Source organism: Candidatus Cardinium hertigii (assembly GCF_050864855.1).
Lineage (GTDB): Bacteria > Bacteroidota > Bacteroidia > Cytophagales > Amoebophilaceae > Cardinium > Cardinium hertigii_C.
In genome coordinates this window covers 1-23,774 of record NZ_JBOZWW010000057.1, presented here as the reverse complement: position 1 = coordinate 23,774, position 23,774 = coordinate 1, and the positions used below count along the sequence as shown (strand labels likewise).

20 protein-coding genes and 2 pseudogenes are annotated in these 23,774 nt (G+C 34.6%); 14 read left to right on the top strand and 8 right to left on the bottom strand.

The window, feature by feature from the left end:
* A partial coding sequence (locus tag ACRRVB_RS03460) for a Tn3 family transposase (RefSeq protein ID WP_432466027.1) occupies positions 1-200 on the top strand: 200 nt, incomplete at its 5' end.
* A 238-nt stretch (positions 201-438) separates the two neighbouring features.
* On the opposite strand, the gene ACRRVB_RS03455 is transcribed toward ACRRVB_RS03460, so the two are convergent.
* Both ACRRVB_RS03455 and ACRRVB_RS03450 read right to left on the bottom strand, forming a co-directional pair.
* Complete coding sequence (locus tag ACRRVB_RS03455) at positions 439-846, bottom strand: WYL domain-containing protein (RefSeq protein WP_490036318.1); 408 nt, start codon at positions 844-846, stop codon at positions 439-441.
* A gap of 132 nt (positions 847-978) precedes the next feature.
* Positions 979-1,986, bottom strand: a complete 1,008-nt coding sequence (locus ACRRVB_RS03450; RefSeq protein WP_432466585.1) for an AAA family ATPase — start codon at positions 1,984-1,986, stop codon at positions 979-981.
* Between the two features lie 569 nt (positions 1,987-2,555).
* Between ACRRVB_RS03450 and ACRRVB_RS03445 the strand changes: the two are divergent.
* Positions 2,556-2,672: pseudogene (locus tag ACRRVB_RS03445) on the top strand (IS982 family transposase); the annotation flags it as partial.
* Positions 2,673-2,743: 71 nt separating this feature from the next.
* Here ACRRVB_RS03445 and ACRRVB_RS03440 read toward each other — a convergent pair.
* Complete coding sequence (locus tag ACRRVB_RS03440) at positions 2,744-3,922, bottom strand: IS3 family transposase (RefSeq protein ID WP_432466584.1); 1,179 nt, start codon at positions 3,920-3,922, stop codon at positions 2,744-2,746.
* A 151-nt stretch (positions 3,923-4,073) separates the two neighbouring features.
* Between ACRRVB_RS03440 and ACRRVB_RS03435 the strand changes: the two genes are divergently transcribed.
* Both ACRRVB_RS03435 and ACRRVB_RS03430 read left to right on the top strand, forming a co-directional pair.
* Positions 4,074-4,238, top strand: coding sequence for a hypothetical protein (locus ACRRVB_RS03435; RefSeq protein WP_432466583.1), 165 nt, complete (start codon positions 4,074-4,076; stop codon positions 4,236-4,238).
* Between the two features lie 360 nt (positions 4,239-4,598).
* Entirely contained in the window at positions 4,599-5,792 is a 1,194-nt protein-coding gene (locus ACRRVB_RS03430) for a hypothetical protein (protein ID WP_432466582.1), read from the top strand.
* 145 nt (positions 5,793-5,937) lie between these two features.
* Here the strand turns inward: ACRRVB_RS03430 and ACRRVB_RS03425 are convergent.
* Positions 5,938-6,108, bottom strand: a pseudogene (locus ACRRVB_RS03425) (IS5-like element ISCca3 family transposase); the annotation flags it as partial.
* Between the two features lie 257 nt (positions 6,109-6,365).
* Here ACRRVB_RS03425 and ACRRVB_RS03420 point away from each other — a divergent pair.
* Positions 6,366-7,129 (top strand): IS5 family transposase gene (locus tag ACRRVB_RS03420; RefSeq protein ID WP_432466339.1). Its coding sequence is split into 2 segments (ribosomal slippage): positions 6,366-6,738 and positions 6,738-7,129, totalling 765 coding nucleotides; the frame shifts between segments, so codons are not numbered across the junction.
* A gap of 321 nt (positions 7,130-7,450) precedes the next feature.
* Entirely contained in the window at positions 7,451-8,485 is a 1,035-nt protein-coding gene (gene murB / locus ACRRVB_RS03415) for a UDP-N-acetylmuramate dehydrogenase (protein WP_432466581.1), read from the top strand.
* Between the two features lie 256 nt (positions 8,486-8,741).
* Here murB and ACRRVB_RS03410 read toward each other — a convergent pair whose 3' ends face one another.
* Entirely contained in the window at positions 8,742-9,398 is a 657-nt protein-coding gene (locus ACRRVB_RS03410) for a glycoside hydrolase family 25 protein (protein WP_432466580.1), read from the bottom strand.
* Between the two features lie 551 nt (positions 9,399-9,949).
* Here ACRRVB_RS03410 and ACRRVB_RS03405 point away from each other — a divergent pair.
* Positions 9,950-10,417 carry a deoxycytidylate deaminase gene (locus ACRRVB_RS03405; RefSeq protein ID WP_432466579.1) on the top strand — a complete coding sequence of 156 codons (468 nt, stop codon included), beginning with the start codon at positions 9,950-9,952 and terminating at the stop codon, positions 10,415-10,417.
* 385 nt (positions 10,418-10,802) lie between these two features.
* On the opposite strand, the gene htpG is transcribed toward ACRRVB_RS03405, so the two are convergent.
* Entirely contained in the window at positions 10,803-12,614 is a 1,812-nt protein-coding gene (gene htpG / locus ACRRVB_RS03400; RefSeq protein ID WP_432466578.1) for a molecular chaperone HtpG, read from the bottom strand.
* 705 nt (positions 12,615-13,319) lie between these two features.
* On the opposite strand from htpG, the gene ACRRVB_RS03395 reads away from it, so the two are divergent.
* From ACRRVB_RS03395 to ACRRVB_RS03385, 3 genes are all read left to right on the top strand, one after another.
* The gene (locus ACRRVB_RS03395) at positions 13,320-14,969 is read left to right on the top strand and encodes a hypothetical protein (protein ID WP_432466577.1); all 1,650 of its coding nucleotides are present in this window, start codon (positions 13,320-13,322) and stop codon (positions 14,967-14,969) included.
* Positions 14,970-15,167: 198 nt separating this feature from the next.
* Positions 15,168-15,731, top strand: a complete 564-nt coding sequence (locus ACRRVB_RS03390) for a hypothetical protein (protein WP_432466576.1) — start codon at positions 15,168-15,170, stop codon at positions 15,729-15,731.
* On the top strand, positions 15,703-16,629 hold the full coding sequence (locus ACRRVB_RS03385) for a hypothetical protein (RefSeq protein WP_432466575.1): 927 nt from the start codon (positions 15,703-15,705) through the stop codon (positions 16,627-16,629). Before ACRRVB_RS03390 ends, ACRRVB_RS03385 begins: the two co-directional genes overlap by 29 nt.
* Positions 16,630-16,642: 13 nt before the next feature.
* Here ACRRVB_RS03385 and mnmE read toward each other — a convergent pair whose 3' ends face one another.
* Both mnmE and truA read right to left on the bottom strand, forming a co-directional pair.
* Complete coding sequence (gene mnmE / locus ACRRVB_RS03380) at positions 16,643-18,004, bottom strand: tRNA uridine-5-carboxymethylaminomethyl(34) synthesis GTPase MnmE (protein ID WP_432466574.1); 1,362 nt, start codon at positions 18,002-18,004, stop codon at positions 16,643-16,645.
* On the bottom strand, positions 17,994-18,755 hold the full coding sequence (gene truA, locus ACRRVB_RS03375; protein WP_432466573.1) for a tRNA pseudouridine(38-40) synthase TruA: 762 nt from the start codon (positions 18,753-18,755) through the stop codon (positions 17,994-17,996). The genes mnmE and truA overlap by 11 nt, the downstream gene beginning before the upstream one ends.
* Before the next feature lie 223 nt (positions 18,756-18,978).
* On the opposite strand from truA, the gene ACRRVB_RS03370 reads away from it, so the two are divergent.
* The 4 genes from ACRRVB_RS03370 to ACRRVB_RS03355 all read left to right on the top strand — a co-directional run bounded on the left by ACRRVB_RS03370 (position 18,979) and on the right by ACRRVB_RS03355 (position 23,584).
* Complete coding sequence (locus ACRRVB_RS03370; RefSeq protein WP_432466572.1) at positions 18,979-20,466, top strand: potassium/proton antiporter; 1,488 nt, start codon at positions 18,979-18,981, stop codon at positions 20,464-20,466.
* A 77-nt stretch (positions 20,467-20,543) separates the two neighbouring features.
* Positions 20,544-21,938 (top strand): dihydrolipoyl dehydrogenase, encoded by a 1,395-nt coding sequence (gene lpdA, locus ACRRVB_RS03365; RefSeq protein ID WP_432466571.1) that lies wholly within the window; start codon positions 20,544-20,546, stop codon positions 21,936-21,938.
* A gap of 190 nt (positions 21,939-22,128) precedes the next feature.
* On the top strand, positions 22,129-22,911 hold the full coding sequence (locus ACRRVB_RS03360) for an enoyl-CoA hydratase/isomerase family protein (protein ID WP_432466570.1): 783 nt from the start codon (positions 22,129-22,131) through the stop codon (positions 22,909-22,911).
* A 217-nt stretch (positions 22,912-23,128) separates the two neighbouring features.
* The gene (locus ACRRVB_RS03355) at positions 23,129-23,584 is read left to right on the top strand and encodes a hypothetical protein (protein ID WP_432466569.1); all 456 of its coding nucleotides are present in this window, start codon (positions 23,129-23,131) and stop codon (positions 23,582-23,584) included.
* The last annotated feature ends 190 nt before the right edge of the window (positions 23,585-23,774 follow it).

Genomic DNA, 23,774 nt, shown 5'->3' with positions numbered 1-23,774 from the left:
GAGCTGTCGACTCTCTGAAAAAACAGGGAATCAAAATCAATGATCAATTGTTATCCCATCTATCCCCATTAGGATGGGAGCATATCAATCTGACAGGCGATTATATCTGGCCAAGAAAGCGTAAAACAACATCAGGTAAGTTCAGATCTCTCAGATCTGCTAACATAGAACAATACAAAAAAAACCTTAACGTACAATAATTTCCAATATCCAAGGTGACCCCTATATGATGATAAAGGCAGACAAGTGATTTATTGACATGAAGAACGGCTTTATATTTAGCACTGGATAGACTGGCTTTTAAATCATTTAGTAATTGATGGTAAGATTGGTTAATGATACTTTTATTCATATAATGCAGAGATCAGATAATACAAACGTGCGATAGATACCAAAGCTTAATTTCTACAATTTAGTGGTGCTTACGTACTCCACCCTTTACTGGCTAATCTCCAATATCCTATCTACCCTAAATACTCTATGTTCTTGTCGTTTTAAGCAAAAAGCCTTTACACCAATATAAGGTTTATTCAAGTATTCCATTTTTCCTACAGTAATAGGTTCAATTAATCTTTGTGACTTTTCGTCTTTTGCTTTTAAATAAGTAATATTAATAGTAGATTTATGTTTAATAGCTTCTTTTATTATAGCAATTTTATCCTCTAAGGAACATAAAAGATCGGATTTTTTATATTGATAATATGTTATAAATTTTACAACATTAAAATCCATCCAAACATGTTTTTTAGCAATTTTTTTCTTTAATACTAAACCTTCTAAAGTTGTACATCTGCTAAGGGCAACATACATTTGACCGTGTGCAAATGTCCCTTTGCCTATATCCAAGATTACTTTTTCAAAGGTTTTACCTTGACTTTTATGGATAGTAACAGCCCATGCCAGCATTACTGGGTATTGCGTAAAAGTACCCGTAATACTTGATTTTAATGCACCGTTTTCTAAGTAGAATCTATAAGATTACCAAGTATAAGTACCAACACTGACCTTCTTTCCTGTTTCAAGCAAAATGACTAATTTAGGAGTAGAATGACCTGTATCAATATCTATGATTTTTCCAATAGTGCCGTTAATAAATTTGCCATTAGACTCATTATTAAGCATCATTACCTGTGCACCAACTTTTACCTTTAATTCAATAAATGTAGGTAGCTGTTCTTTGCTAAAATCCCTTTCTACTATACCAGTATAGGTAAGTTCTTTACTCTTTATACCTTTTAATTTTTTAGCTTTAATAGTTTGGGCATTTGCATTAGTAGTGGTTAAATAAATATAAAAATCATCTAAAGAAGGCTCAAAACTATCATCATATTGCTCATTAATAATTTCTATTTCATTATCCGTTATAGAGTTATTACGAATATTGTTTAACAACTGGATAAATTTCGTATCACTTTGCCGGTATATTTTATCAAGTTCTATCAATTCAAGGTCTAATGATTTGAAACAATGTGCGCTAAAGAAATAAGGAGTAGAATAATGTGATGTAAATATTGCCTTTTCCTTACTTTTTACTACTGGTGGCAATTGATATAGATCACCAATACATATTACTTGTATCCCTCCAAATGGCTTATTTCCCTGTTTACCATTAAGGCGGAGAAACGTATCTATACAATCGAGTAAGTCAGCCCTAACCATTGAAATTTCATCAATAATGATTGTATCTATCTTTTTATAAATATTTTCTTTTTTCTTACCATCTTTAATGGTTTTGATTGCTTCAAGCGTTATATCAGGTTTAAAACCAAAAAATGCATGAATAGTTTGACCTTTAATATTTACGGCAGCAGTTCCTGTAGGGGCAAGCACTGCTATTTTCTTTTGGGTATTTTCTCTAAAATGTTTTAATAAAGTTGATTTCCCTGTCCCTGCTTTACCAGTAATAAAAACATTCTTTGCACCTGATTCCATAAGCTCAAGTGCTTGAATAAACTGCTCATTTAGCTCTATATTGACCTGATCCATACGGACTATCTGGATAAAAAAGTTTTATAGCGTTGCTTTGTGCTTTAAATTTAGAGATAAAAACTTTGACCAAATTAACAAAGCAAATTGGTTATGAGTGTAGAAAAATTAATTGAAATATATGCTCTATCTTCCAATTTTTTTCTTTATGTAGATGCTTCCCCAATAAAATGACTTTTGGATCCGTTTTAGGTATAAATTGATACATTTACTACTTTCTCTATTAGAACTACAACCATAAGAGTCAAGTCGTTAAGGATATATAACTCATATTTAAGAGTTTTAAGTATGAAACCAGTATTTTATACTCTCTTAAATTAACGTCAGTTCTGGATTAGATTGTTTTTTTATTATTGATTATCAGTTTTATCTTATATGTACAAAATATATATGAAATATAGCTGTATATAAACGTATTATATGTATTTGTTTGATTATCAGATTATTATAATTTATAGTTCATGATAATAGTGGATAAAATGTCTATCTTTCAGTAAAAAAACTAGTTGTAGTATCTGTTTAAATAGATGAAAATCAGTTAAATAAATCCAGAATTGACGTTAATAGATTCCAAAAGAAAACCCACTAGAACTTGTTCTCTTAATTTAAGCAAAATAATGACTATTATTATTGCTTTTCATGTAATAGGTTTTAGGAATTTCAAATCCTATTATATTCATTTACAGAATGATATAGTGGACTGAAAAAATCGGACAAAATTCATTTAATTTTGTTTCCCATTTTTTTCTTCATTCTGCTAAGTTTTTAAATGCCTAAGATAGACCTGCATAGGCTTTTGGTAATTAATACTAGAATGAAACCTTTGATAATTGTACTTAGTAATGTAACCATTAATCCCCTCTTTTAGGTCTTTAATAGTTTTAAAATCATTCAAAAAGATAAAATCATATTTTAGCGTTCTAAAAAATCTCTCCATCACAATGTTATCAATACTCCTACCTTTTCCATTCATGGATATTTTAATGCCATGATTCTTTAATAAATTTGTATGATTATGAATAGTATACTGACTACCTTGATCACTATTAAAGAACTCGGGAGCAGGATATTTACTAAGGGCTTCTTCTAAAGTATCTGTGACCAAATTTGAATCCATAACATTGGACAATCTATAGCTAAGTATCGCTTTACTATGCCAATCTATTACAGCTGAAAAATACATAAATCCACCGTTGGTACGAATATAGGTAATATCTCCACTCCAAACCTTATTTGATTCATTTACACGTACTTTCTTGGTTTTACCTGTATCCACCCAGTAGGGGGATAGTAAATAGTTGTAAACTTTATTTTGAGGAGATTTACAAGAAGTAGACAGCTTTTTACGTGGATAAACAGCTGATAAACCTGGCATACCCATATATTTAAGCACTCGATCTCTTCCTACATTAAAACCATCTTCTAATAATTGATTGTATATATAACGATAACCATATTCCGGATGTGCACTATAAATAGAATCTATTTTATTTAAAATATCTGACTTACAATCCTTTTTTAAGACAAATTTATAATATATCAAAGAGCGATTTATTGATAATAATGCACATTGTCTTGCCTTGGATAAGTTATTAAGCTTGGATTCAACAAGACCTTTTTTATTTAATAAGTCCAAGCTCTTTAGCTTTCCCATTGCCCAATCTCTTTCAACTGTGGTCTTACCTAACGCTTTAGCAAGTGAATCGTTTTGATCCTTAAGTGTCTCTATTTCATCTTTATATACGCTTACAACTTTGGATGGATCAAAAACTAGAGACATGTTTTCTAAAAATTTATGATGCCAATTTTGAATCGTTTTAACACTTACTCCATACTTTGAAGATAATTCAGACAAGGTCAATGCTTCTTTAAGTAAAGCTAACACTATTTTACTCTTTTCTGATGAACTAAACTTTCTAATCTTATTTCTTCCCATTTGAGCTATTCATTTTAAATTAATGAAACATAACACCGAGAAACAAAGCTAGGCTTTTTCTGTCCGCTTTTTTCAGTCCACTATAGTTTACAAAAATGATCTAGTAAAATATTTTCAGTTAGAAGGCATTAAAAATAAAAACATCTTAGATATGAGTGAGTTGGTAGAACGGATCAATAAGGTTAGGGTTGAATCAGAAAAAGTTTCTAAAAAAGATAAAGAAGCTGTATCAGCGTTGTATAGTGAGAATCTAAATGATGATTTAACTAACTATATTATTCAAAGTAAGATAGAAAGGAATAAAAAGTTTAAGTAAAACACTTATAATCAATATTAAAATTATAAATACAAAAAATAATTTAAATAAGTATTGACTTTAATAATTTATTTTTGTAAAATCAAAATACCGTACCGTAAAAAACAATTAATAAATCGGTATAGTACTTCACCATTTTTTATCCCCCATTTAATCATTAAATAATAGGTAAATAAATAAGATATAAAATTAAATATTATACGATAAAATTTTTAAATATCAAGCGGTCTGATAGGTATAAAAATATAGACACTACATTAGACTTATTTGGTTTAGAAACAAATACAAATGAATATATTGATGGAATGTCTCCTATGGAGTTATATATCCTTGATTTCCCACACCTAAATAAATTATATTATGTTAGATAAGAAAGTTTTTTTATTATATGGTCTTATGTTATCTGGATGTAATAATCTAGTTAAGAATAATATGAATCCTCAAGACAATACTCCTTCCCCTTCAAATTATAATAATTCTATTGATCCTAATAAACAGGATCAACATCCTGTTAAAAATATGTTTCTTCTTCTTGATGGGCTAGTTGATATTCATAGAACAAATATAAATATCACTATCACAGCTATTAAAACTAAGTTGCCGCCTCTTCAACTTGGTGTAACCTGTCTCAGGAATTCTGAAGCAGTTATCAATAGTATATTGATGCTAATTGATATTGTAGATAGTACTCCTACTAATAATGATCCTATTGTTGGTAGATTGAATCATATAAGAAGTGTTATTGAAGATTTTAAAAATTTAATTGAAGGTACTAAATCTATCAATAGTGAATCAATTAAAGAATATAAAATATTTACTCACGAATATATTAGACATTGTAATAATATGTTAGAATCTTATAAAACTACCGTATTCAATATTGCTCATAGTTCCAATGAGGATTTTTATTTTCGTATAGATAAAAATAATCAAATGGTTTATAATAATATTCAAACTTTTCGTAACGATTTTGACGTAAGTATTGAACAGTTCATGGATGTAATGGACCAATTTTACGAAATGTTTGAAATGGATTCTGAAACGTATTATTATATTACTACGATTATGTACACAACTAGTTTGATTATTGATAATTATTTACCTGTTTTTAGAGACTTTTATAACCGAAATAGAGGTTCTAATCAAGAATATCTTTATAATTTTGCGGAAGAAACCTTAGTTCGTTATAAGGAACAAATGATAGCTAACCGTTTTCATTATATAATGAGAGGTAAATATTCTACACTTCCTATTGATAATATTTTTTTTAATAGTGTTTATAATATTCAAAGAATTTTAAAACAAGTTGATCCTGATCCTGCTACTTCTATTGCTCGTTATCATTCTCTTCCTGTTACTGGTACTTTGAGTCCTTTAACTGTTAGTCCTGAACCTATTGCTGATCCTTCCAGTTCTGTTGCTGATTTTGCTCGTCCTGTTTCTATTCCTGCTCGTTCTCGTTCTCGTTCTCTTCCTCTTCCTGCTCGTTCTGTTACTAGTTCTTCGAGTTCTAGTACACCTGAACCCTGGATTAGAATATATTGTTTAACTTGATAATGAATTATAAAATTCAATTATATTTATACCTTATATAACAGTGTAAAAGAATTATTTATGTAAATAATTCTGATTATTATAGTAGACCGAAAAAACTGGACAAAGAATTATAGACTTTGTTTCCGTGTTATTAAGGGTATTAGGCAGGCTTACCTGATAAGCGTAACCCTTTAGGATAATAAATACACAGTTCTTTTTCTACTAATGACCAGTTAATCAGATTATTGATTTGATCAAAAAACGTATGCTTGAATTTACGACGACTAGCTGATATATCTGATAAACTTAACTGACCGCTCACTTTTATTGACATAATAATATCATAAAATTTTTATTACAAAACCTAAACAATAATTACAAGTTAAACTTTTAATAAAATTAACAATTACTTTTTTATCCTAAAATCTAAAAACCTATTGCAACGGTCTCAGAGTAATAAAGGTAACTAAGACCTGTAAGTCGCCTCACAAACCCAACCTCCTGCTAGATAGTGTCGTCATGAAATATTTTGTATATTTGTTTTGTAGTTCATATTATATTTTTAGATCATAACATCAATTATATTTATAGATGTCTAAATGGATTCACCGTCATGATATTTCAGACAAAGTATGGTCTATTTTATCACCTCTACTTCCAGGTCAACAAGGAGGTTGGGGAGCTGTTGCCAAAGATAATAGACTGTTTATTAATGCAGTATTTTGGATTTTACGTACAGGATCTCCTTGGCGTGATCTTCCATCGAGCTATGGAGATTGGAAAAACACTCATCGTAGATTTTCTCGCTGGAGAGATAATGGTATATGGGAGAGGATCTTAGAAAAACTGATTAATAATACTGATTTTAAATGGCTTATGATTGATGCTACTTATATTAAAGTACATATACATGGAACGGGTGCAAAAGGAGGCAACCAATCTATGAGTCGAACAAAAGGGGGCTTAATACGAAGCTACATTTGGCCGTGGATGCGTCTGGTATGCCGATCAGAGCTATTATCACAGAAGGTACCAGAGCTGATTGTAGCCAATCTCCATATCTTATTGAGGGGATAACTCCAAAGCATTTGTTGGCAGACCGTGCCTATGATACCGATAAAATCATTAAATATACTATAGAAAAAGGTATTGTTCCTGTTATCCCTTCCAAGAAAAACAGAAAAACAAAACGTTATTTTGACAAGAATTTATATAAATTCCGACATCTTATTGAGAATATGTTTCTCAAAATTAAGCAATGGAGAGGAATCTCCACTAGGTATGCAAAGAACACAGCATCCTTCTTGGCAGCTGTCCAAATTAGATGTATCCATTTATGGGCTAACTTTTTATGACGACACTATCTAAGGAATTGCCCTATTTTAAAAGATTGTGTTCACTAGCGGGGGTAATTTTGTTATTGGTGAAATGTTCTTTTTCTTTTAAGCAGTGCTAAAAAACAAGTATGGTGAATTTCCCTAAACCAATCAGTTGCATAATAGTTAAATTATAACACAAAAGAGGGCTATATACGATCAATGTTGGACGCTATATAACTTAGCAAAGCGCCTATTTTACCACGGTCTAGCCCTTATCTAACGTGGAAAAGGAAAATGTCTTACTTTTGTTGAGGTAGCAGATCAATTATAGACGTGAAAAAACCACACCATTGCATGATGTATTGCCTTAATGATTATCCTTTACAATCTTTAAATAGTTTTAAGGTTCCAGCCTATGCAGCCCATTACATTCGGCTTACTAGCTTAAAAGATATAGAAGATTTGTATACTGCCGTAGATATAAGAAAAAGACCTTTATATATACTGGGTGGTGGTAGCAATACATTATTTGTCAAAAACTTCCCTGGTTATATACTGCATGTTCAACTATCAGGTATTGAAATCATAGAAGAAACCCACCATAAAGTTCTGATTAAGGCAGCTGCAGGCGTACCGTGGCATACGCTTGTTGTATTTTGTATCAACAAAGGATATGGGGGTATAGAAAACCTATCGTTGATTCCAGGTACAGTTGGTGGCGCTCCGATACAAAATATAGGTGCATATGGTATAGAACTTAAAGATGTATTGGATACGGTTGAAGCTATTGCATTATCCACCGGTCAAAAAATAGTGTTTAAATCTTCAGCATGTGGCTTTGGCTATAGAACAAGTTTTTTCAAAACAAAATGGAAAAATCAGTATGTCATTACACATGTCACGTTGGCTTTACATAAAGAAAAAGTTTTTTCTATAGAATATGAAACCATCCAAGCCATGTTGGAAAAAATGAAGATTAAGCAGTTGTCATTTAAAGCAATAAGTGATGCAATTATTGCCATTCGAAAACAGAAACTACCAGATCCTACTATTTTGGGTAACTCAGGTAGCTTTTTTCAAAATCCGTTGGTATCTATAGCACATTATCAATGGCTTAAGGAGCAATATCCTTCAATAATTGCCTTCAAAACGGAAGATAAAGAACAGATAAAAATTTCAGCAGCGTGGCTTATAGAAGCAGCAGGCTTTAAGGGATTACGTAAAGGAAAGGTAGGGGTCCACCGCGCACATGCGCTTGTACTGGTAAACTATGGGGGGGCTACGGGTAAAGATATTATAAGCCTAGCCCATCAAATCAAACAAAAAGTAAACATTCAATTTAATACCACCCTAATACCAGAAGTTAATATTATAGGTGGTGTAGTGCAATAAGCTCTTTTTCTTTTGCTTACCTTTTTTAGGTATGAAGAAAAAAAACGCAATAACCCATTTTTGTAGCCTAGAGAGGGTGATCAATTTTTGTGGGTCTGGGGGATATCTCCCCCCATTATCTTTGTCAGATCTCTATACCTCCATAACAAGTATTTTATGTAGACCAATAACAAAATTAAACCTGTTTATGAACACAATCTTTAGAAAAAAGCAAACGCTAGACCACCCTACCATAAGCTCCTTATAGACAAATGGCTCAAATGTTACATTGCATCTTGTTTAGATCTACCTTACCTTGAACACCTGGAACGGAACCTTCACTAGAATATTGCCATATTGTCCATTCTTGCCAACCATTTGGTAACTCATTAGATGATGGTGGAGTGCTTCTGTATCTAGCAATCCATAGCGGACATCTTTTAACTATATCAGGGGTCGTTTGTACATGTTGATCCCAAAAATTTTGTCTGGTGTATATGAAAGGCGTTATGTTTATCTCCTTGAGATATCCAACACTTTCTTCTACTACACTACTCACTAAGCTATAATCTGATCCATTTCTTTCTTCTACATCTAGCGCTATAATTGGGTTATTATTGCACCATTTAATCTGTTCCGTTAATTGCTGTGCGGCTTGTATTTGAGATATAAAATTACTCATTTGATCTTTAGCCGAACTTGAGCCAAACCTTAGGAAGTGATAGGCACCAGGTTGAAAGCCTGCAGTACATATATTCTTATAGTTTTGTATAAACTTAGGATCTTGATAGGTTTTACCTTCTGTTGCTTTAGCAATAATGAAAGCTTTATTACTATTACTAGGGGTTAGTTGGTTCCAGTCAATATCTTCTTGATGATGAGATATATCTATTCCTTCCTGGTATCCTATTGTTATTTTTTGTCGAGATATCATATTATTCTTTGGATGATACTGGCATCCGGTTAAAGTTAAAAATAGGCTAGCCCAAACAGTAGAACGATAGTAATACATATAATAGTTGTTTTAATTAACATTTATTAGTTTAAGAAATTAAGTTAATAATTACAACCCCCGAAGGGGTAATAAATAAATATTTAAAATAATCATAAGGTTGTTGCAATAGATTATTAAATATGTAGGATATAAAAACCGCTTGTATGTATATAAGAATTTTAGTTTGTCTGTTCCTATTATTGATTTTTTGAATAATCGTATGATGACCATCCAATTAAATAGTCGAATAGTTGGTCCCATAATGTTAAAAATTACAAATTGAAGATCATACGATCCATCTATTTACAACGATCTCGTTCTATAAAAAACGCATCTGTAGTATGCTATATTTCTATTAATTTTGATAGATTTATGGTTGGCTACTTTTTAATTTGATAGAAATGTTGAGCGCTAGATAGTAGAAATAAGCAAAAGCTGTGTAATACTATTTTGTACCCAGTTTATCACCCATTTAGGTATATTACAAATTAATGACGCAAAGACCTACATTCGATCATATTTTTATGTCGCTTGCGATTCACTTAGCGGAACGTTCGCATTGTGTTAAAAAAAAGGTGGGCGTTGTATTGACAAAAGAGACCCGAATTATTTCCACAGGGTACAATGGTCCTCCAGAAGGTACCTATAATTGCGATGAAATATGGCCTAAAACAGGTTGTGCCAGGAATATAAAAGGGAGTTGTTCTTTGGCCATTCATGCAGAACAAAATGCTATTCTTTATGCATTAATCCATCATATCAATGTACGGGATGGTGTCCTTTATACGACCCTTTCGCCTTGTCTCTCTTGTGCCCGTATGATATTTAGTGTAGGTATTAAAAAAGTAATATATAAAGCTACTTGCGCACCCTATAAAAATTTGGATGATGAAGAGGGATTAAAATTTTTAGATACATTCGGGGTCCTCTTAGAGGGATATGACCCCTATAAAGTATAATGCATTACGGCGAATAAAAGTTGATAAAACTGGCACTCCATGGGTGGGACAATTGGATAAAAAGACAGGCCAAGTATCGCGCTGCTACAACCACTTTACCCTTGTTCCTTTCCAGGCCTGGGGGATTGAGTAGGAGCTAGCCGTACCGGCCTGCCGTTGTAAATTTAATACTTTTTATTGCAATCAAAAAAAAATCGAAAGAAAAATAAGTGAATCTTGTTGTAATTTTTTGGCTGGTTAAGGAAAAAACGGCTTGTATGAGCCCTTTTGTGGTTCCAATAGATCTCAGTCCCATAAGCCATAAGTGCACAAATCATAGACCTCTTCATTCCAAGAAGAGGTCTATATATTTTCCCTTAAAAGGGTCAACCGATCTACTGGCTAGCTATCCTTCTAGCAATTTATTGGTGTAATTCTTTATAAATCCAGCTAGCCATTCTCCTTCTAGCAACCCTTGTGCTAGTAGGGCCAATTGATAGCTCTGTTCTACCAGTGCTTTTTGAACAGTTTCATCATTAGTAGCCAAGATTTTTTTGGACAAAGGATGGTTCCCGTTAATGGCTACATGCATGGATCGGAAATGCTTTTGTTTCGCTTCATTGCCTTGTGAAAATTGTGTCATACGTTTCAAATGTTCTGAGGTAATAAAAGCCACAGGCAACTCCTCTGGTAGCATAGAGGCGACCTTCCAAGTAGTTTGTTCCGCACCAATTGTTTTTTCATAAATAGATTGTAACGTTTCACTTTCTTCTTTGGTAAGGGTATGTTCGGTGACCGCTTCTTTTTCAATAAGGTTGCCGATGGTATCGGTGTCAATCGCTTTTAGTTTGACTTTATCAAGTTTATATTCCATAAAATTGATAAAGTTGGTGTCAATGGGGCTATTGAGGACCAATACATCATATCCCTTTTGTTGTGCCGATTGTAGATAGACAGCATGTTTTTTAGCGTCTGTTGTATAGAGCAAAACCAAATTTTCATTTTTATCAGTTTGATTTTTAGCCATGGCATCTTTGTATTCAGCTATGGTATAGTAATGGCCAGTTGTGCTTTGCAACAGGACTATTTCTCGTATCCTTTCATCAAATTTAGGATCGGTTATCATACCATACTTGATAAAAAGAGAGATATCATTCCACTTTTCTTCATATGCTTTACGATCTTGTTGAAAAAGCGCTTCTAGCTTTTCGGCTACCTTTTTAGCAATGTATGTGTTAATTTTTTTTACATTACCATCTGCTTGTAGTGCGCTTCTAGATACATTTAGCGGTATATCTGGTGAATCAATAATACCATGTAACAACCGTAAAAAGTCAGGAATAACTTCTTTTACATCATTGGTAATAAACACCTGTCTTGCATAAAGTTGAATGGTTTCTTTTTGCTCAAAGTAGTTGGCTGCTTTAGGGAAGTAGAGTATACCTGTTAAAGTAAATGGATAGTCAATGCTTAAATGGATCCAAAAAAGTGGATCTTCTGCAAAAGGATAAAGTTCTTTATAAAACTTAAGATAGTCTTCAGATTGTAAATCTGCTGGCCGCTTGATCCATAGTGGCATCGGATCATTGATCACCTTTTCATCAAATACGATTTCTATTGGTAAAAAGCGACAATGTTTATCTAAAATAGCTTGAATACGCTCTGGCTTCAAAAATTCTTCCGCATCTTCTGCAAGGTGCAAAACTACTTCTGTACCTACTTCACTTTTTTCAGTAGCATATATTTCAAAATTCGTGCTACCATCACAGCTCCAATGGGTTGCTTGGGCGCCTACTTGATAAGATTTTGTAATAATTTCAACTTTTTTAGCTACCATAAAAGCGGAGTAAAAACCCAATCCAAAAAAACCAATCAATTGATGTTCTGCTACTTTATCTTTGTATTTTTCTACAAATGCAGTAGCACCCGAGAAAGCAATTTGGTTGATATATTCTTTTATTTCATCAGCTGTCATACCTAATCCATGGTCTTTAATGGTCAGTGTTTTGGCCGATGCATCAAGCAGTACTTCTACTTGTAGCCTATCGGTAGCACCCTCATAAAGGCCCATAGCGCCTAGCTTTTTAAGTTTTTGTACCGCATCTACCCCATTGGCTACCAATTCCCTCAAAAAGATGTCTTGATCGGAATAAAGAAATTTTTTAATAATGGGAAAGATATGTTCAGTATGTACCGATATAGTTCCTTTTTCGTTCATGATTGCTGTTAATTTAAGTTAAATGTTAAATGTATCTATCCTGTATGGTGTCACATTGATATCTAGCCAACCATTTGCAATAGGTATGTAAGGATTTAGGCTTTTATGCAACCATATTGGTTATCGCTTTATTGCGTGACGGCCTAAGTTTTCCCCTATGGGATGCCATATACACGAACCAAAACCCATACACCTATACCCATTTTTGCTATATAGTTGGAACCATTATAGCTGTTGATTATCTAACAAAAACTATGCCAATGTATTCAAAATAAAGCTTTTAAATAGTAGGATCTGCAATAGATAGATTAGATGGTTTGTTCCCATTTATGCTTATTAGAACTGAAATGGAGTGCTTTCTAAATATATATCTTATTTTCAATATATTTTTTAAATTCTCTCAAATGTAGGTTATGATGCAGCCATGCATATAGTGCATTGCTCAAAAGTAGATAGTGTATTGTTCAGTCTTATACCCAGGGCAGATGAATATTTCAGGGAAGTTTAATGGATTTTTTATATATTACACCTATAACCTATAATACTATACTTTTTTGAAAAAGATAGCTGTAAAGTTTACTGCCACTATACCAATAAATAAAATCTTCAATGCTTTATAATATACTTAATAATCATATATCAAGTAAGGTCTATACCAAATATTTTAATCTGGTCTTAAAAATTTATATAGGTTTCTTTTTTGCTATGGGTGGTTGTAGTAGTATTAAGCATGGTATGAAGGTTCGGGTTCCGCGTCATAATTCTAAGCCTACTAAGGTCCATCCCTATAATCTTAATTCTACCTCTAATTATGGGTCTAGGTATGCTGATGAGGTTCTATCTCGTATAGAGGAGGAAACAAAAAAAGTTTTGGATCGTCATATTGAAACTTATCTTCATCATACTAAAAAATATCCTAAATATTTTCAAGGTTTTATCAACAAACTTAACAATTCGGAATCTATGCTAGATAGCTATACAGATTATATTCAGCTATACGAGTTTCTGAATAACTTGAAAAGCGAAGTTTTTGTTAAAAAGCTAATACCAAGCCTAGAAAATTTAAGCTTAATAAAAAAACTAAAAGAAAATGTATCACTATTATATCAGAAAATAAAAGAAGTGAAAAATGATATAAAAAATCAATCAGAAGAATTTCATACTCTATCAGAGAACATATCTATGTACAAAGAAAGGATATCAAAAAAAGTAAAAGAGGCATGCTCTGAAGATCTAAAAAAAATAACTTCAAAAATAAACATCATACGTCTAATAGAAGAAAAAAATGCATGTGGTGATTCAAAATCAAAATCAAAATCAAAATATAAAAAAGAAATCAATTATAGATACAAATCTACATCTGCTCTAATCGCAAAAATAACAACTAAAATAGAAACATTACGGGCATCTATTATAGATACCGCTATAAATACCGCTTATGATGAATCTATCGAGAAAACGAGTGCAATAGAAGAGGTAATAAAGAAAAAAGTAGATACAATAGATGAAGGTATAGAAAGTATAAGTAATGAATATAAAGAGGTAATAGATTCTATGCTAAAGCTGAACCTATCAGCAAAAGATATGGCATCTAACGTAGCATCACAAAAACAGTTATCCAAACTTTTTTGCGTAGCACTGAAATGTAACTGTTTAATCGTTGCTTATGAACTGATGAATAATAGTCTTTGGTCAGAAAAAACTATTAATCAGAATATCTTATGCAATTTATCGAATAATATATTGCAAGATCAACAAAACAATCAAGAGTATAATCTAAAAGTTGACTGGACTATATTCCGAAGATTACTATACCGGAATAAAATTAATATAAATATGCAATTCGATTCGGACGAACTTAAAAGCAAAGTGACTATGTTGGACCTATTTCTTGAAAACAATGATATTGATTCAGCATCTAACCTCATAGCTTATTCTACAGTAAACTTTAACAAAAATACATATCTAGACCTAATAAAATTATTAAGTAATTCAACTTCCCATAGTCTAGTAGCTTTATTCCAAAGATTAATGCAAGCGAATAACTATTTCAATGAAGATGATACAAAACATATAAATAAATTTCTATATTACATAGAGAAAAATGAAAAATGTGTTTGTAACATTAAGAAGTTCAGTAACAGGTCTGTTTCTGCTTGCTCTATTCATTTGCCTGACACTCCTCCTCCTTCTCCTCCTTCTGCTTCTACTCGTCCTAGTACTCCTGTCAAGCCTAATAGGAATTGCGTTCATTGCACCTATTCTCACGTATTTAAGCATAGTGCCAACCATCATATAGACTCCAATAAGCCTCTAAGTAGAGGTAAGTGTATCATCAGTAATGATGGGTCTTAACATATGAAAAGATTTTCAGAATTAGATAGTAACTAATTGACAAAAACCAGGTCTAGGCAATTAAATCAATAAGAGCAGGATAGAATAAAAAAGTTTCCTAAATATTGCATATATCTATAAAATGATTTATATTTCAGCCTAAAAGTACCGTACTAATATGGTCTTTATAAAAAGATAAAATTGTATTTTTAGGCTCTAATGTCATTGGAAACACCTTTAGTGGTAATAGTATTATTCCTATTACTTACCCTAGTTATAGGTCTATCTTCTATGAAAGTAGGTAAGACCTTTCGGGAATATGCTGTAGGGACAAAATCTTTCTCTACCTTTACATTAGTAGTTACCCTATTGGCTAATGACTACGGAGGAGGGACTCTTATCAGTAGCGTGACTATAGTCTCTTCTAGTTTATTCTTTTGGGTTATTTGGCAGCTTTTTATAAATAGCTTTCTTTTCTTGATCATTAGTTGGTTAGCAGGACGTATGAGCAGGTGTATCTACCATATATCCATGCCCGAAACAATGGGGCGTATATATGGAAAATATGCAAGGATTACTACTGCTATACTGGGTCTTCCTTATATGATTATTTTTGTTGCGATGCAAATTAATGTCATGTCTCAGGCTATACATATGTGTATCCCTTCCAATGCCTGTACGGTTACCATAGTGGCTACACTCATTCTTTGTCTCTATACGGTGTTTGGTGGTATTCACGGAATTACTTTTACAGATGTATGGCACATTTATAATTTTTTCTAGCATTATACTTATCCTAACCTGGTTTACTTTTAACCATCTAGGGAAATCACCTGTTGAAATCCTCTCTTTTTTGCAAACGCATAAAAAATTTGATTTAACCATGTCTAATATCTTTTTCCCATTTAAAAATAATCTATTGCCTATACTCTACTACCTAGCGATTATAGCCTATATAGAGCCTTCTATTATGCAAGTGGTCTATATGTCTTCTAGTCCTTCCCAAGCCAGAAGTGTATTTTTATATGCTGCTTTTATTTCCTATATCATTATGGGATCTATATTGTTAATAGCTTTGTTTGTTTTTATAAAGATGCCAGGTTTGCGTGGTATAGAGGCTTGGAACTATATACTAGCTAGTAGCTCTCCCAACTTTAGGGTACTGATTTGTCTTTGTTTGTTGGCTATGGCTATGTCTACGGCAGATTCTAAGCTACATACTTCTGCTATTCTAATTGTTTATGACCTATTGGGGAGTATACGTCGTACCAAAATGGATGCTGCAAAGCAGATTCTATTGACCCGTATCACGATCCTAGTGCTATCTATATTTGCTATGTTATTGCTGATCTGTAATCGCTATTCTCCTCGTTATGATTATATTTTTCGTCATATAAGTGCCTTTCTTGTTCCGAGTATTCGCCTATACTCAGTTGTAGTAGTAGCGCCATTTATTGTAGCTGTTTTAGGGGTGCGTATTCGTTTGCCTATTGTTTTGATGGATATGGCTATAGGTCTATGTACCATGTATGGTTGGGACAAATGGATTGGTCCTATGGTAGGGCCGGTTAGTAGTACCTTTGTTTCTATAGTAGCCAATGGGTTGTTCATGTTAACAGCCCATCATGTATGGCCTAATCAGAAGGATAGGCAACTACCCAATGATCATCCATTGGCGTAAATGAAAAAATCTGCTATTTTCCAATGCAGAATTTAGAGAAAATATCGCTCAGCACTTCCTCTGTGGTAATTTCTCCTGTAATTTCGCCTAGTGCGTGTAGGGCTCTGTTTAGATCTACAACTAGTAACTCATTCGATTGTTTTTGCTCCAGCCCAATTATAACAGCTTCTAAGGCTTGTTTACTTTTTTGTAACCGATCAAAGTGGCGTGCATTGACTACAATAGTGCCGATGCCGTCGGTAGGCTTTTGTGCCATCTGCCTCAAAAGTTGATCTTTAAGTTGCGCTATACCTTTACCAGTTTGGGCAGCAATCAACAAATATCCTTTAAATCGTTCTAGATCAGCAGAGGGCACAAGATCCATTTTGTTGCCAACTTTAAGCAGTGGAAATCCTTCTAAACCCAAAGCAATCAGATCTTCCTCTGCTTGTCTAAAACTCGTATTGGATAGATCTACCAAGTAAAGTGCTACAAAGGCTTTGCTTAGTTGTCTTTTGGTTCGTTCGATGCCTATCGCTTCTATGCCATCTGAGGTTGTTTCCCGTAACCCAGCTGTATCTACAAACCTAAATCGTATACCCCCTAAGTGTAAGGTTCCCTCAATCGTATCCCGTGTAGTACCTGCTATAGGCGAAACAATGGCCCGTTCTTCTTCCAATAATCGATTCAATAGTGTGGATTTGCCTACATTGGGTTTGCCAACAATGACTACAGAAACCCCCTGTTTGATTACATTCCCCATTTCAAAACTATCTATCAGTTTGTCTAAGGTTTCAATAAGTGCATGCGCCAATTTTTTTAAATCTTCTCTGTCTAAAAAGGCTACGTCTTCCTCTGCAAAATCCAGCTCTAGTGTCAACATAGCTGCAAAATGGCGCAATGATTGACGCAATCCTTCTAAAGCTAAAGAAAAACCACCCCGCATTTGATGAAGCGCCGTTTGATGGGCCAGTCTGCTATCCGCTGCAATTAAGTCCGCTACCGCCTCTGCTTGCGCCAAGTCAAATCGACCATTTAAAAAGGCCCTCTTCGTAAATTCACCTGGTTCAGCTATCCGCACACCTTGTGCTACAAGCAGTTGTATGATTTCGGTGACAATAAAGGGAGCCCCATGACAAGAAATTTCTACAGCATCTTCTTTGGTAAAAGAATGAGGAGCTATAAAAATTGAAACTAGTACTTCATCAATTTTAGTTTCACCCTTTTGAATCACCCCAAAATGAATGGTATGAGAAGCTTGTTGGGTCAGATCACTGCCCCGAAATATTTGGTTAACGATGCCAATAACACCCTGCCCAGATAGCCGTACTACTGCAATGGCACTCACCCCTTGTGGGGTGGCAAGGGCTACAATCGGATCTTGGTTATAATCCATTGGTTTGTATAAATAATCTTTCTGGATATCCTACTTCCACCAATGTCAACCCCTCTGCTGGCATCAAGGCAAGCGTGGGGCGCAGCCTAGGTTTCTGCCGAATCAGCTGCTTTAAGGTGGCTATATCCATTTTACCAGTTGCTACTTTAAGGATCGTACCTACAATGGTGCGAACCATACCCCGTAGAAAACGATTCGCTTGTATCTGAAAAATAATTTTGTCATCCATCTGCAACCAACAAACCTCTTCTATATGGCATACGAATGTTTTTACGCCATCGGTTTTTTTACTAAAAAATTCAAAATCTGATTCTAAACAAAACAAATCAGCAAGCTGATTTAATAAGCCAAGTGGTGGCATACGGCGTAGCCAAACCGATCGATCCCTATAAAAAGGATCTTTTTGGGTGACAATCGTATAGGCATACCTACGGTAACATGCATCAAAACGGGCATGTGCATCCGCTACTACAGGACGAATAGTTGTAATGCTGATATCAGATGGCAAAACCCTATTAAGTCTATAGGTCAAATCAGCAAGATCGATAGGCGGTATGTGGTCAAAATGGGCCACTTGTTGCAGCGCATGCACTCCTTTATCCGTTCGACTGCTGCCTGAAATAGCGATGTTTGTAGATAGTAGCTTGCCCATTGCCCTTTCCACTACTTGTTGCACAGAGGGCCCATTTTTTTGAACTTGCCACCCACTATAAGCTTTACCAAAGTAGGATAGGTATATAAAATAACGCATAAAATGCTTTCGTCTAGCCTATAAAGCTTAATTTTTTGTTAAGTTAAGGGTTAAAATCTATCATAAAAGTAGCCATACATAGATTATTTATCTAACATAGTAGCCTATCATGCACTAATTTTTATGTAAATTTAAGTTAATTTCACAAAACATTGTACAGCATGCCTCCGTATGCCTGTTGTCGTTTATCGGTTTAGCCTTGTATGTTTTAATATAGAAATCTATGCATTTAGTTCCAGAAAGCTTGCTTATTGCCGGTTCTTTTTTACTCTTCTTGAGTATTGTTATTACCAAGCTATCTACCAGATTAGGTATTCCAGCGTTGATTATTTTTTTATTGGTAGGCATGGCTGCAGGCCATGAAAAATTAGGGAATATTGATTTTCACAACCCTATCGCTGCTCAATTACTGGGTGCAATTACCCTAAGTTTAATTCTTTTTACAGGAGGGATAGAAACCGAATACAAGCACATACGGCCCATTCTTTGGAATGGTATATTACTGGCCACTGTAGGTATTTTAATTACGACTTTTAGTGTTGGACTATTTATTTGGGCGCTTACCCACTTTTGGGGGGGGAATATACAGTTCACTTTATTAGAAGGGCTATTGATGGGTTCCATTGTGGCCTCTACAGATGCAGCTGCGGTTTTTGCGATCATTCGCGCTAAGAATATGCACCTCAAAGCCAATCTTAGTCCGATGCTGGAATTAGAATCGGGGAGTAATGATACGATGGCTTGGTTTTTAATGTTTTTATTTAAAACATTGCTCCTTAACAAACAAGCCATTGGACCCATGCAAGCGATCGGTATCTTTATTCAAGAAATGGTCGTAGGAGGGCTAGCGGGCCTCTTAGTGGGTAAAATCATGCTGGTATTGCTCGATAACTTGCGTCTTTCCAATCGTTCGCTTTACCCAGGTTTAATGTTGGCAGTAGTTATTTTTACCTATTCAGCTACTCACTTTTTGCATGGCAATGCCTTTCTTGCGGTTTACCTGGTTGGATTAATCTTAGGCAATAAAGATTTTCCTCATAAAAAGAGCATTATTCAATTTTGTCAAGGCATTTCTTGGTTGATGCAAATTATTATGTTTATTATGCTTGGGTTATTGGTTTATCCCCATAAGCTGCTACCTATAGCTGGGATTGGCCTGCTGCTCTCCATCTTTTTAATGTTTGTAGCCCGCCCGTTGAGTGTCTTTGTTTCATTGTTTTTTTCTAAAACGTTAAATGTAAGCCACAAGATTTTCATCTCTTGGGTAGGGCTTAGGGGGGCTGTTCCTATTGTTTTTGCTACTTATCCATTGTTAGATAATATTCACCAAGCAGATATAATCTACCATATTGTTTTTTTTATTGTGCTTACTTCTATCTTATTTCAAGGCACTACGCTTTCGCCCCTTGCCAAGTGGCTACAATTAGAAGCACCAACTGTAGCCAAACACGAACCTACTATTCAGTTATCCAAAGAAGTCAACAGTGCCTTAATAGAAGTAATGGTTCCCCAACATGCTCCGGCTATTGGTAAAAAAATTGTACAGTTGAGTTTTCCAGAAAATGCATTAATTGTGCTTATCAAACGCAATGGTGTGCATCTCATTCCAAGGGGTGATACCGTTATTGCTCCCTTTGACTTGTTGATGATTATGGCAGAGAACCATCAAGCCATTGATACCATTAAGGAACAATTCGGTATAGTGGATTAGTTGGAAGGGTAACCATAATGCATACTATGCTAGTAGCTATCGTTTTTTACCTATATCCCTAAAGCAAACCCATACATATGTGTCAAAAATACGATCTTATCGTCATCGGAAGTGGTCCAGGCGGCTATGTTGCCGCTATTAGAGCAGCTCAGTTGGGTATGCAGGTCGCAGTTGTAGAACAAGAAGCCCTTGGTGGTATTTGTTTAAATTGGGGTTGTATCCCTACAAAAGCATTATTAAAAAGTGCACAAGTATTTGATTACTGTAACCATGCTGCCGCTTATGGTATTGAAGTAATACAAGCAAAACCCAATTTTCAGGCTATTATAAAACGCAGTCGCGATGTAGCAGCTACTATGTCTAAGGGCATCCACCATCTTTTTAAAAAGCATAAAATTACCATTTTAGAAGGGCGTGGTAAGTTACTCCCTGCTACTACTGTTTCTGTTACTACATCAGCAGGCATTACCCATCTTTACCGTGCGCCACATATTGTCTTAGCAACTGGTGCAAGAAGTCGTCAGTTGCCCCATTTATCTATCGATGGATCGCATATTATAGGTTATAGAGAAGCCCTTTCGCGTGCCACACAACCCGACTCTATAGTGATTGTAGGAGGAGGAGCGATTGGATGTGAATTTGCCTACTTTTACCATACCATAGGCACAAAAGTTACTTTGGTCGAGTATAATTCCTGTTTATTGCCATTGGAAGACGAAGATGTATCCAAATACATTCTAAAATCTTTTACAAAAAAAGGAATAGAGGTTTATACAGCTGCAGAAGTGACTAAAGTAGATCGCTTAAAAAATACTACTGTAGCACATATTACTGCTCCATCTGGTGATGTACAAGTTGAAAGCGAGCTAGTGCTTTCCGCTATTGGCGTCCAACCGAATGTAGAAAATATAGGGTTAGAAGAAAATGAAATCGTGATGGAAGTAGGGAAAATTGCAGTCGATGCTTATTATAAAACCAGTTGCAAGGGGGTTTATGCGATTGGAGACCTTATCAAAGGGCCTGCATTGGCCCATGTAGCATCAGCAGAAGGGATAGTCTGTGTAGAAAAAATAGCAGGACTTACACCGGATCTGTTGGCTTACAATAATCTACCCTCTTGTATCTATACACAACCTGAGGTAGCTGCTGTAGGTTATACAGAAAAGTCTGCAAAAGAGGCTGGTTATAAAGTTAAAGTAGGAATTTTTCCATTTTCTGCTTCTGGAAAAGCACAGGCAGCTGGTCTACCAGAAGGGTTTGTAAAAGTAATTTTTGATGCCCAGTATGGGGAATGGCTTGGCGCACATATGGTAGGTGCCCATGTAACAGAAATGATCGCAGAGGTAGTTGTCGCACGTAAACTAGAAACGACTGCATATGAAATTCAAAATAGTACCCATCCACATCCAACTATGTCAGAAGCCATTGTAGAAGCAGTTTCTGCTGCTTATGGAGCAGCCATACACCTTTAGTGTATGGAGGTCTACATGTTTGGGATCGGCACTACTATTCAAAAAAATTGTTGCACTATTTAAATATCCTGTATATTTGATGGTATGTAGTTTTGGAATAAAATGAGGTATTAAATAGTGTAGGTATAAAAATCGCAATATGTATTTGCATACTGCTTGGTTAATTAGGCTATAAAAAATTGCGTTTAGTATGGACAAAACAGCATCGTTACAAAGTAATCTAGAAGATGGTATTTTAACCATTACCCTTAAAGCCGATTCAAAAGCCTTTACGTTAACAGATAAAAGACTTATTGAATTGCGTCATCTTATTCAAGAAGTATATGATAATGAAGACATAGAAGGTGTTATTATTACTGGGGAAGGAGAAGAAATCTTTTCTCTAGGCACAGAGGTTTCTGAATTGCTCAAGTTAAATGAATTGAATGCAAGAAAATTTGCAGAAAATGGTCAAGAAGTATTGGCTTTTATAGAAGATTGTCCTAAGCCTATTTTGGCCGCTATTAATGGCTATGCTTTAGGGTCTGGCTTTGAGCTTGCGTTGGCTTGCCATTTTCGATTTGCTTCTGAGAATGCCATTTTTGCTTTTTCAGAAATTGCTTACGGCGTTATTCCTGGATTTGGAGGCACGCAACGGTTGACACAATTGCTTGGTAAGACGCGCGCATTAGAATATCTAATGACTGGTAAGCGTATTGATGCCAAAGATGCAGAACAAATGGGATTGGTTAGCGAAGTGGTGAGTTATAAAGAAGAAATGCTTAAAAAAGCTAAAAAGTGGCTTACCTCTATTGTAAATAATGCAGATTTGGCATTGGGTATGTTGGTAACTTGTGTCAATGCAGCTGAGAATCCAGATGAAAATGGCTTTCAAACAGAGGCAAATGGTTTTGCCAATTGCTTTAAGGCCGTGGATATCAAAGACAAATTGATGAAAATTATCGATAAAAAAGCACTCCTAGAAATGAAATAGTGGCATAGCCATTAGATGGGGTCCATAAAAGCATTTTGCGCTTCTTTATAAAGGTAAAGTTGCTAGATAACCAAATGGCTGCCTTTTCTAAAAATAGATTCCAATGATTTTGAAATTATATCTTATACATGTATATTTGCAAGCTGGTAAAAACAGGTGATAGGTGTGTCATACACACAATAGTTCATAGTTTAATAACCTAAATAATATACAATATATGATAATAGACAATCGTTTACGTAGACTATTGGTGGCAACTACGTTTTGCCTTCCTGCATTGGGATTAAGTGGATGTGGTGGTTATAATAACGCTAGGTTAGGTGTCCAGCCAGGACGAGCATCTATGGGGGAAAGCGAGCAACAAGTACAACAAGCGGATTCTGAACCTGGAGTTGTTGTTCGTACGGCTGAAAATCTTGGTTTAACAGTGGGTACTGTTTTGGGAGGTTTCGTTGGAGCAGCAGCTAATGGTTTGGAAAGTAGTTTGTATGGCTTGTCTCAAGGAAATTTGAACTGCCGAACTATAGTGAAGGGTGTTTGTAACGCAGCTGAGGATCGTGCCTTGATTTGGGGTAGTATTGGTAAGTCTGCTTTTGGTACAGCTGCTAATGGTTTAACATGGCTTGCTCCGCATGTTGAGACCGTTGCGATAGATAGTTATTGTAATTTTTGATAAGGTTGTAGTTGTATTTTTAGTAGTTTTTATGTTAAGGATGCATAAATTTAGTTATTTAGTGATTTTCAAGTTAATCTTTGTATATTTTAGATATACCATCCCCCTAAAAACCCTTTAAAATGATATTTGGAGCTCTATATAAATTATAGGCTATAGATTCCATAACATGTTGCGTATGGGTTTTATC

What these genes read in the sequence shown, in the direction of transcription:
- mnmE (WP_432466574.1), bottom strand. Translation starts at nt 18,004, where the DNA reads ATGGATTATAACCAAGATCCGATTGTAGCCCTTGCCACCCCACAAGGG.
- ACRRVB_RS03450 (WP_432466585.1), bottom strand. Translation starts at nt 1,986, where the DNA reads ATGGATCAGGTCAATATAGAGCTAAATGAGCAGTTTATTCAAGCACTT.
- ACRRVB_RS03410 (WP_432466580.1), bottom strand. Translation starts at nt 9,398, where the DNA reads ATGATATCTCGACAAAAAATAACAATAGGATACCAGGAAGGAATAGAT.
- ACRRVB_RS03405 (WP_432466579.1), top strand. Translation starts at nt 9,950, where the DNA reads ATGACGCAAAGACCTACATTCGATCATATTTTTATGTCGCTTGCGATT.
- ACRRVB_RS03435 (WP_432466583.1), top strand. Translation starts at nt 4,074, where the DNA reads ATGAGTGAGTTGGTAGAACGGATCAATAAGGTTAGGGTTGAATCAGAA.
- ACRRVB_RS03440 (WP_432466584.1), bottom strand. Translation starts at nt 3,922, where the DNA reads ATGGGAAGAAATAAGATTAGAAAGTTTAGTTCATCAGAAAAGAGTAAA.
- ACRRVB_RS03360 (WP_432466570.1), top strand. Translation starts at nt 22,129, where the DNA reads ATGGACAAAACAGCATCGTTACAAAGTAATCTAGAAGATGGTATTTTA.
- ACRRVB_RS03390 (WP_432466576.1), top strand. Translation starts at nt 15,168, where the DNA reads ATGTCATTGGAAACACCTTTAGTGGTAATAGTATTATTCCTATTACTT.
- murB (WP_432466581.1), top strand. Translation starts at nt 7,451, where the DNA reads ATGTATTGCCTTAATGATTATCCTTTACAATCTTTAAATAGTTTTAAG.
- truA (WP_432466573.1), bottom strand. Translation starts at nt 18,755, where the DNA reads ATGCGTTATTTTATATACCTATCCTACTTTGGTAAAGCTTATAGTGGG.
- ACRRVB_RS03385 (WP_432466575.1), top strand. Translation starts at nt 15,703, where the DNA reads ATGTATGGCACATTTATAATTTTTTCTAGCATTATACTTATCCTAACC.
- ACRRVB_RS03355 (WP_432466569.1), top strand. Translation starts at nt 23,129, where the DNA reads ATGATAATAGACAATCGTTTACGTAGACTATTGGTGGCAACTACGTTT.
- htpG (WP_432466578.1), bottom strand. Translation starts at nt 12,614, where the DNA reads ATGAACGAAAAAGGAACTATATCGGTACATACTGAACATATCTTTCCC.
- ACRRVB_RS03395 (WP_432466577.1), top strand. Translation starts at nt 13,320, where the DNA reads ATGGGTGGTTGTAGTAGTATTAAGCATGGTATGAAGGTTCGGGTTCCG.
- lpdA (WP_432466571.1), top strand. Translation starts at nt 20,544, where the DNA reads ATGTGTCAAAAATACGATCTTATCGTCATCGGAAGTGGTCCAGGCGGC.
- ACRRVB_RS03430 (WP_432466582.1), top strand. Translation starts at nt 4,599, where the DNA reads ATGTTAGATAAGAAAGTTTTTTTATTATATGGTCTTATGTTATCTGGA.
- ACRRVB_RS03370 (WP_432466572.1), top strand. Translation starts at nt 18,979, where the DNA reads ATGCATTTAGTTCCAGAAAGCTTGCTTATTGCCGGTTCTTTTTTACTC.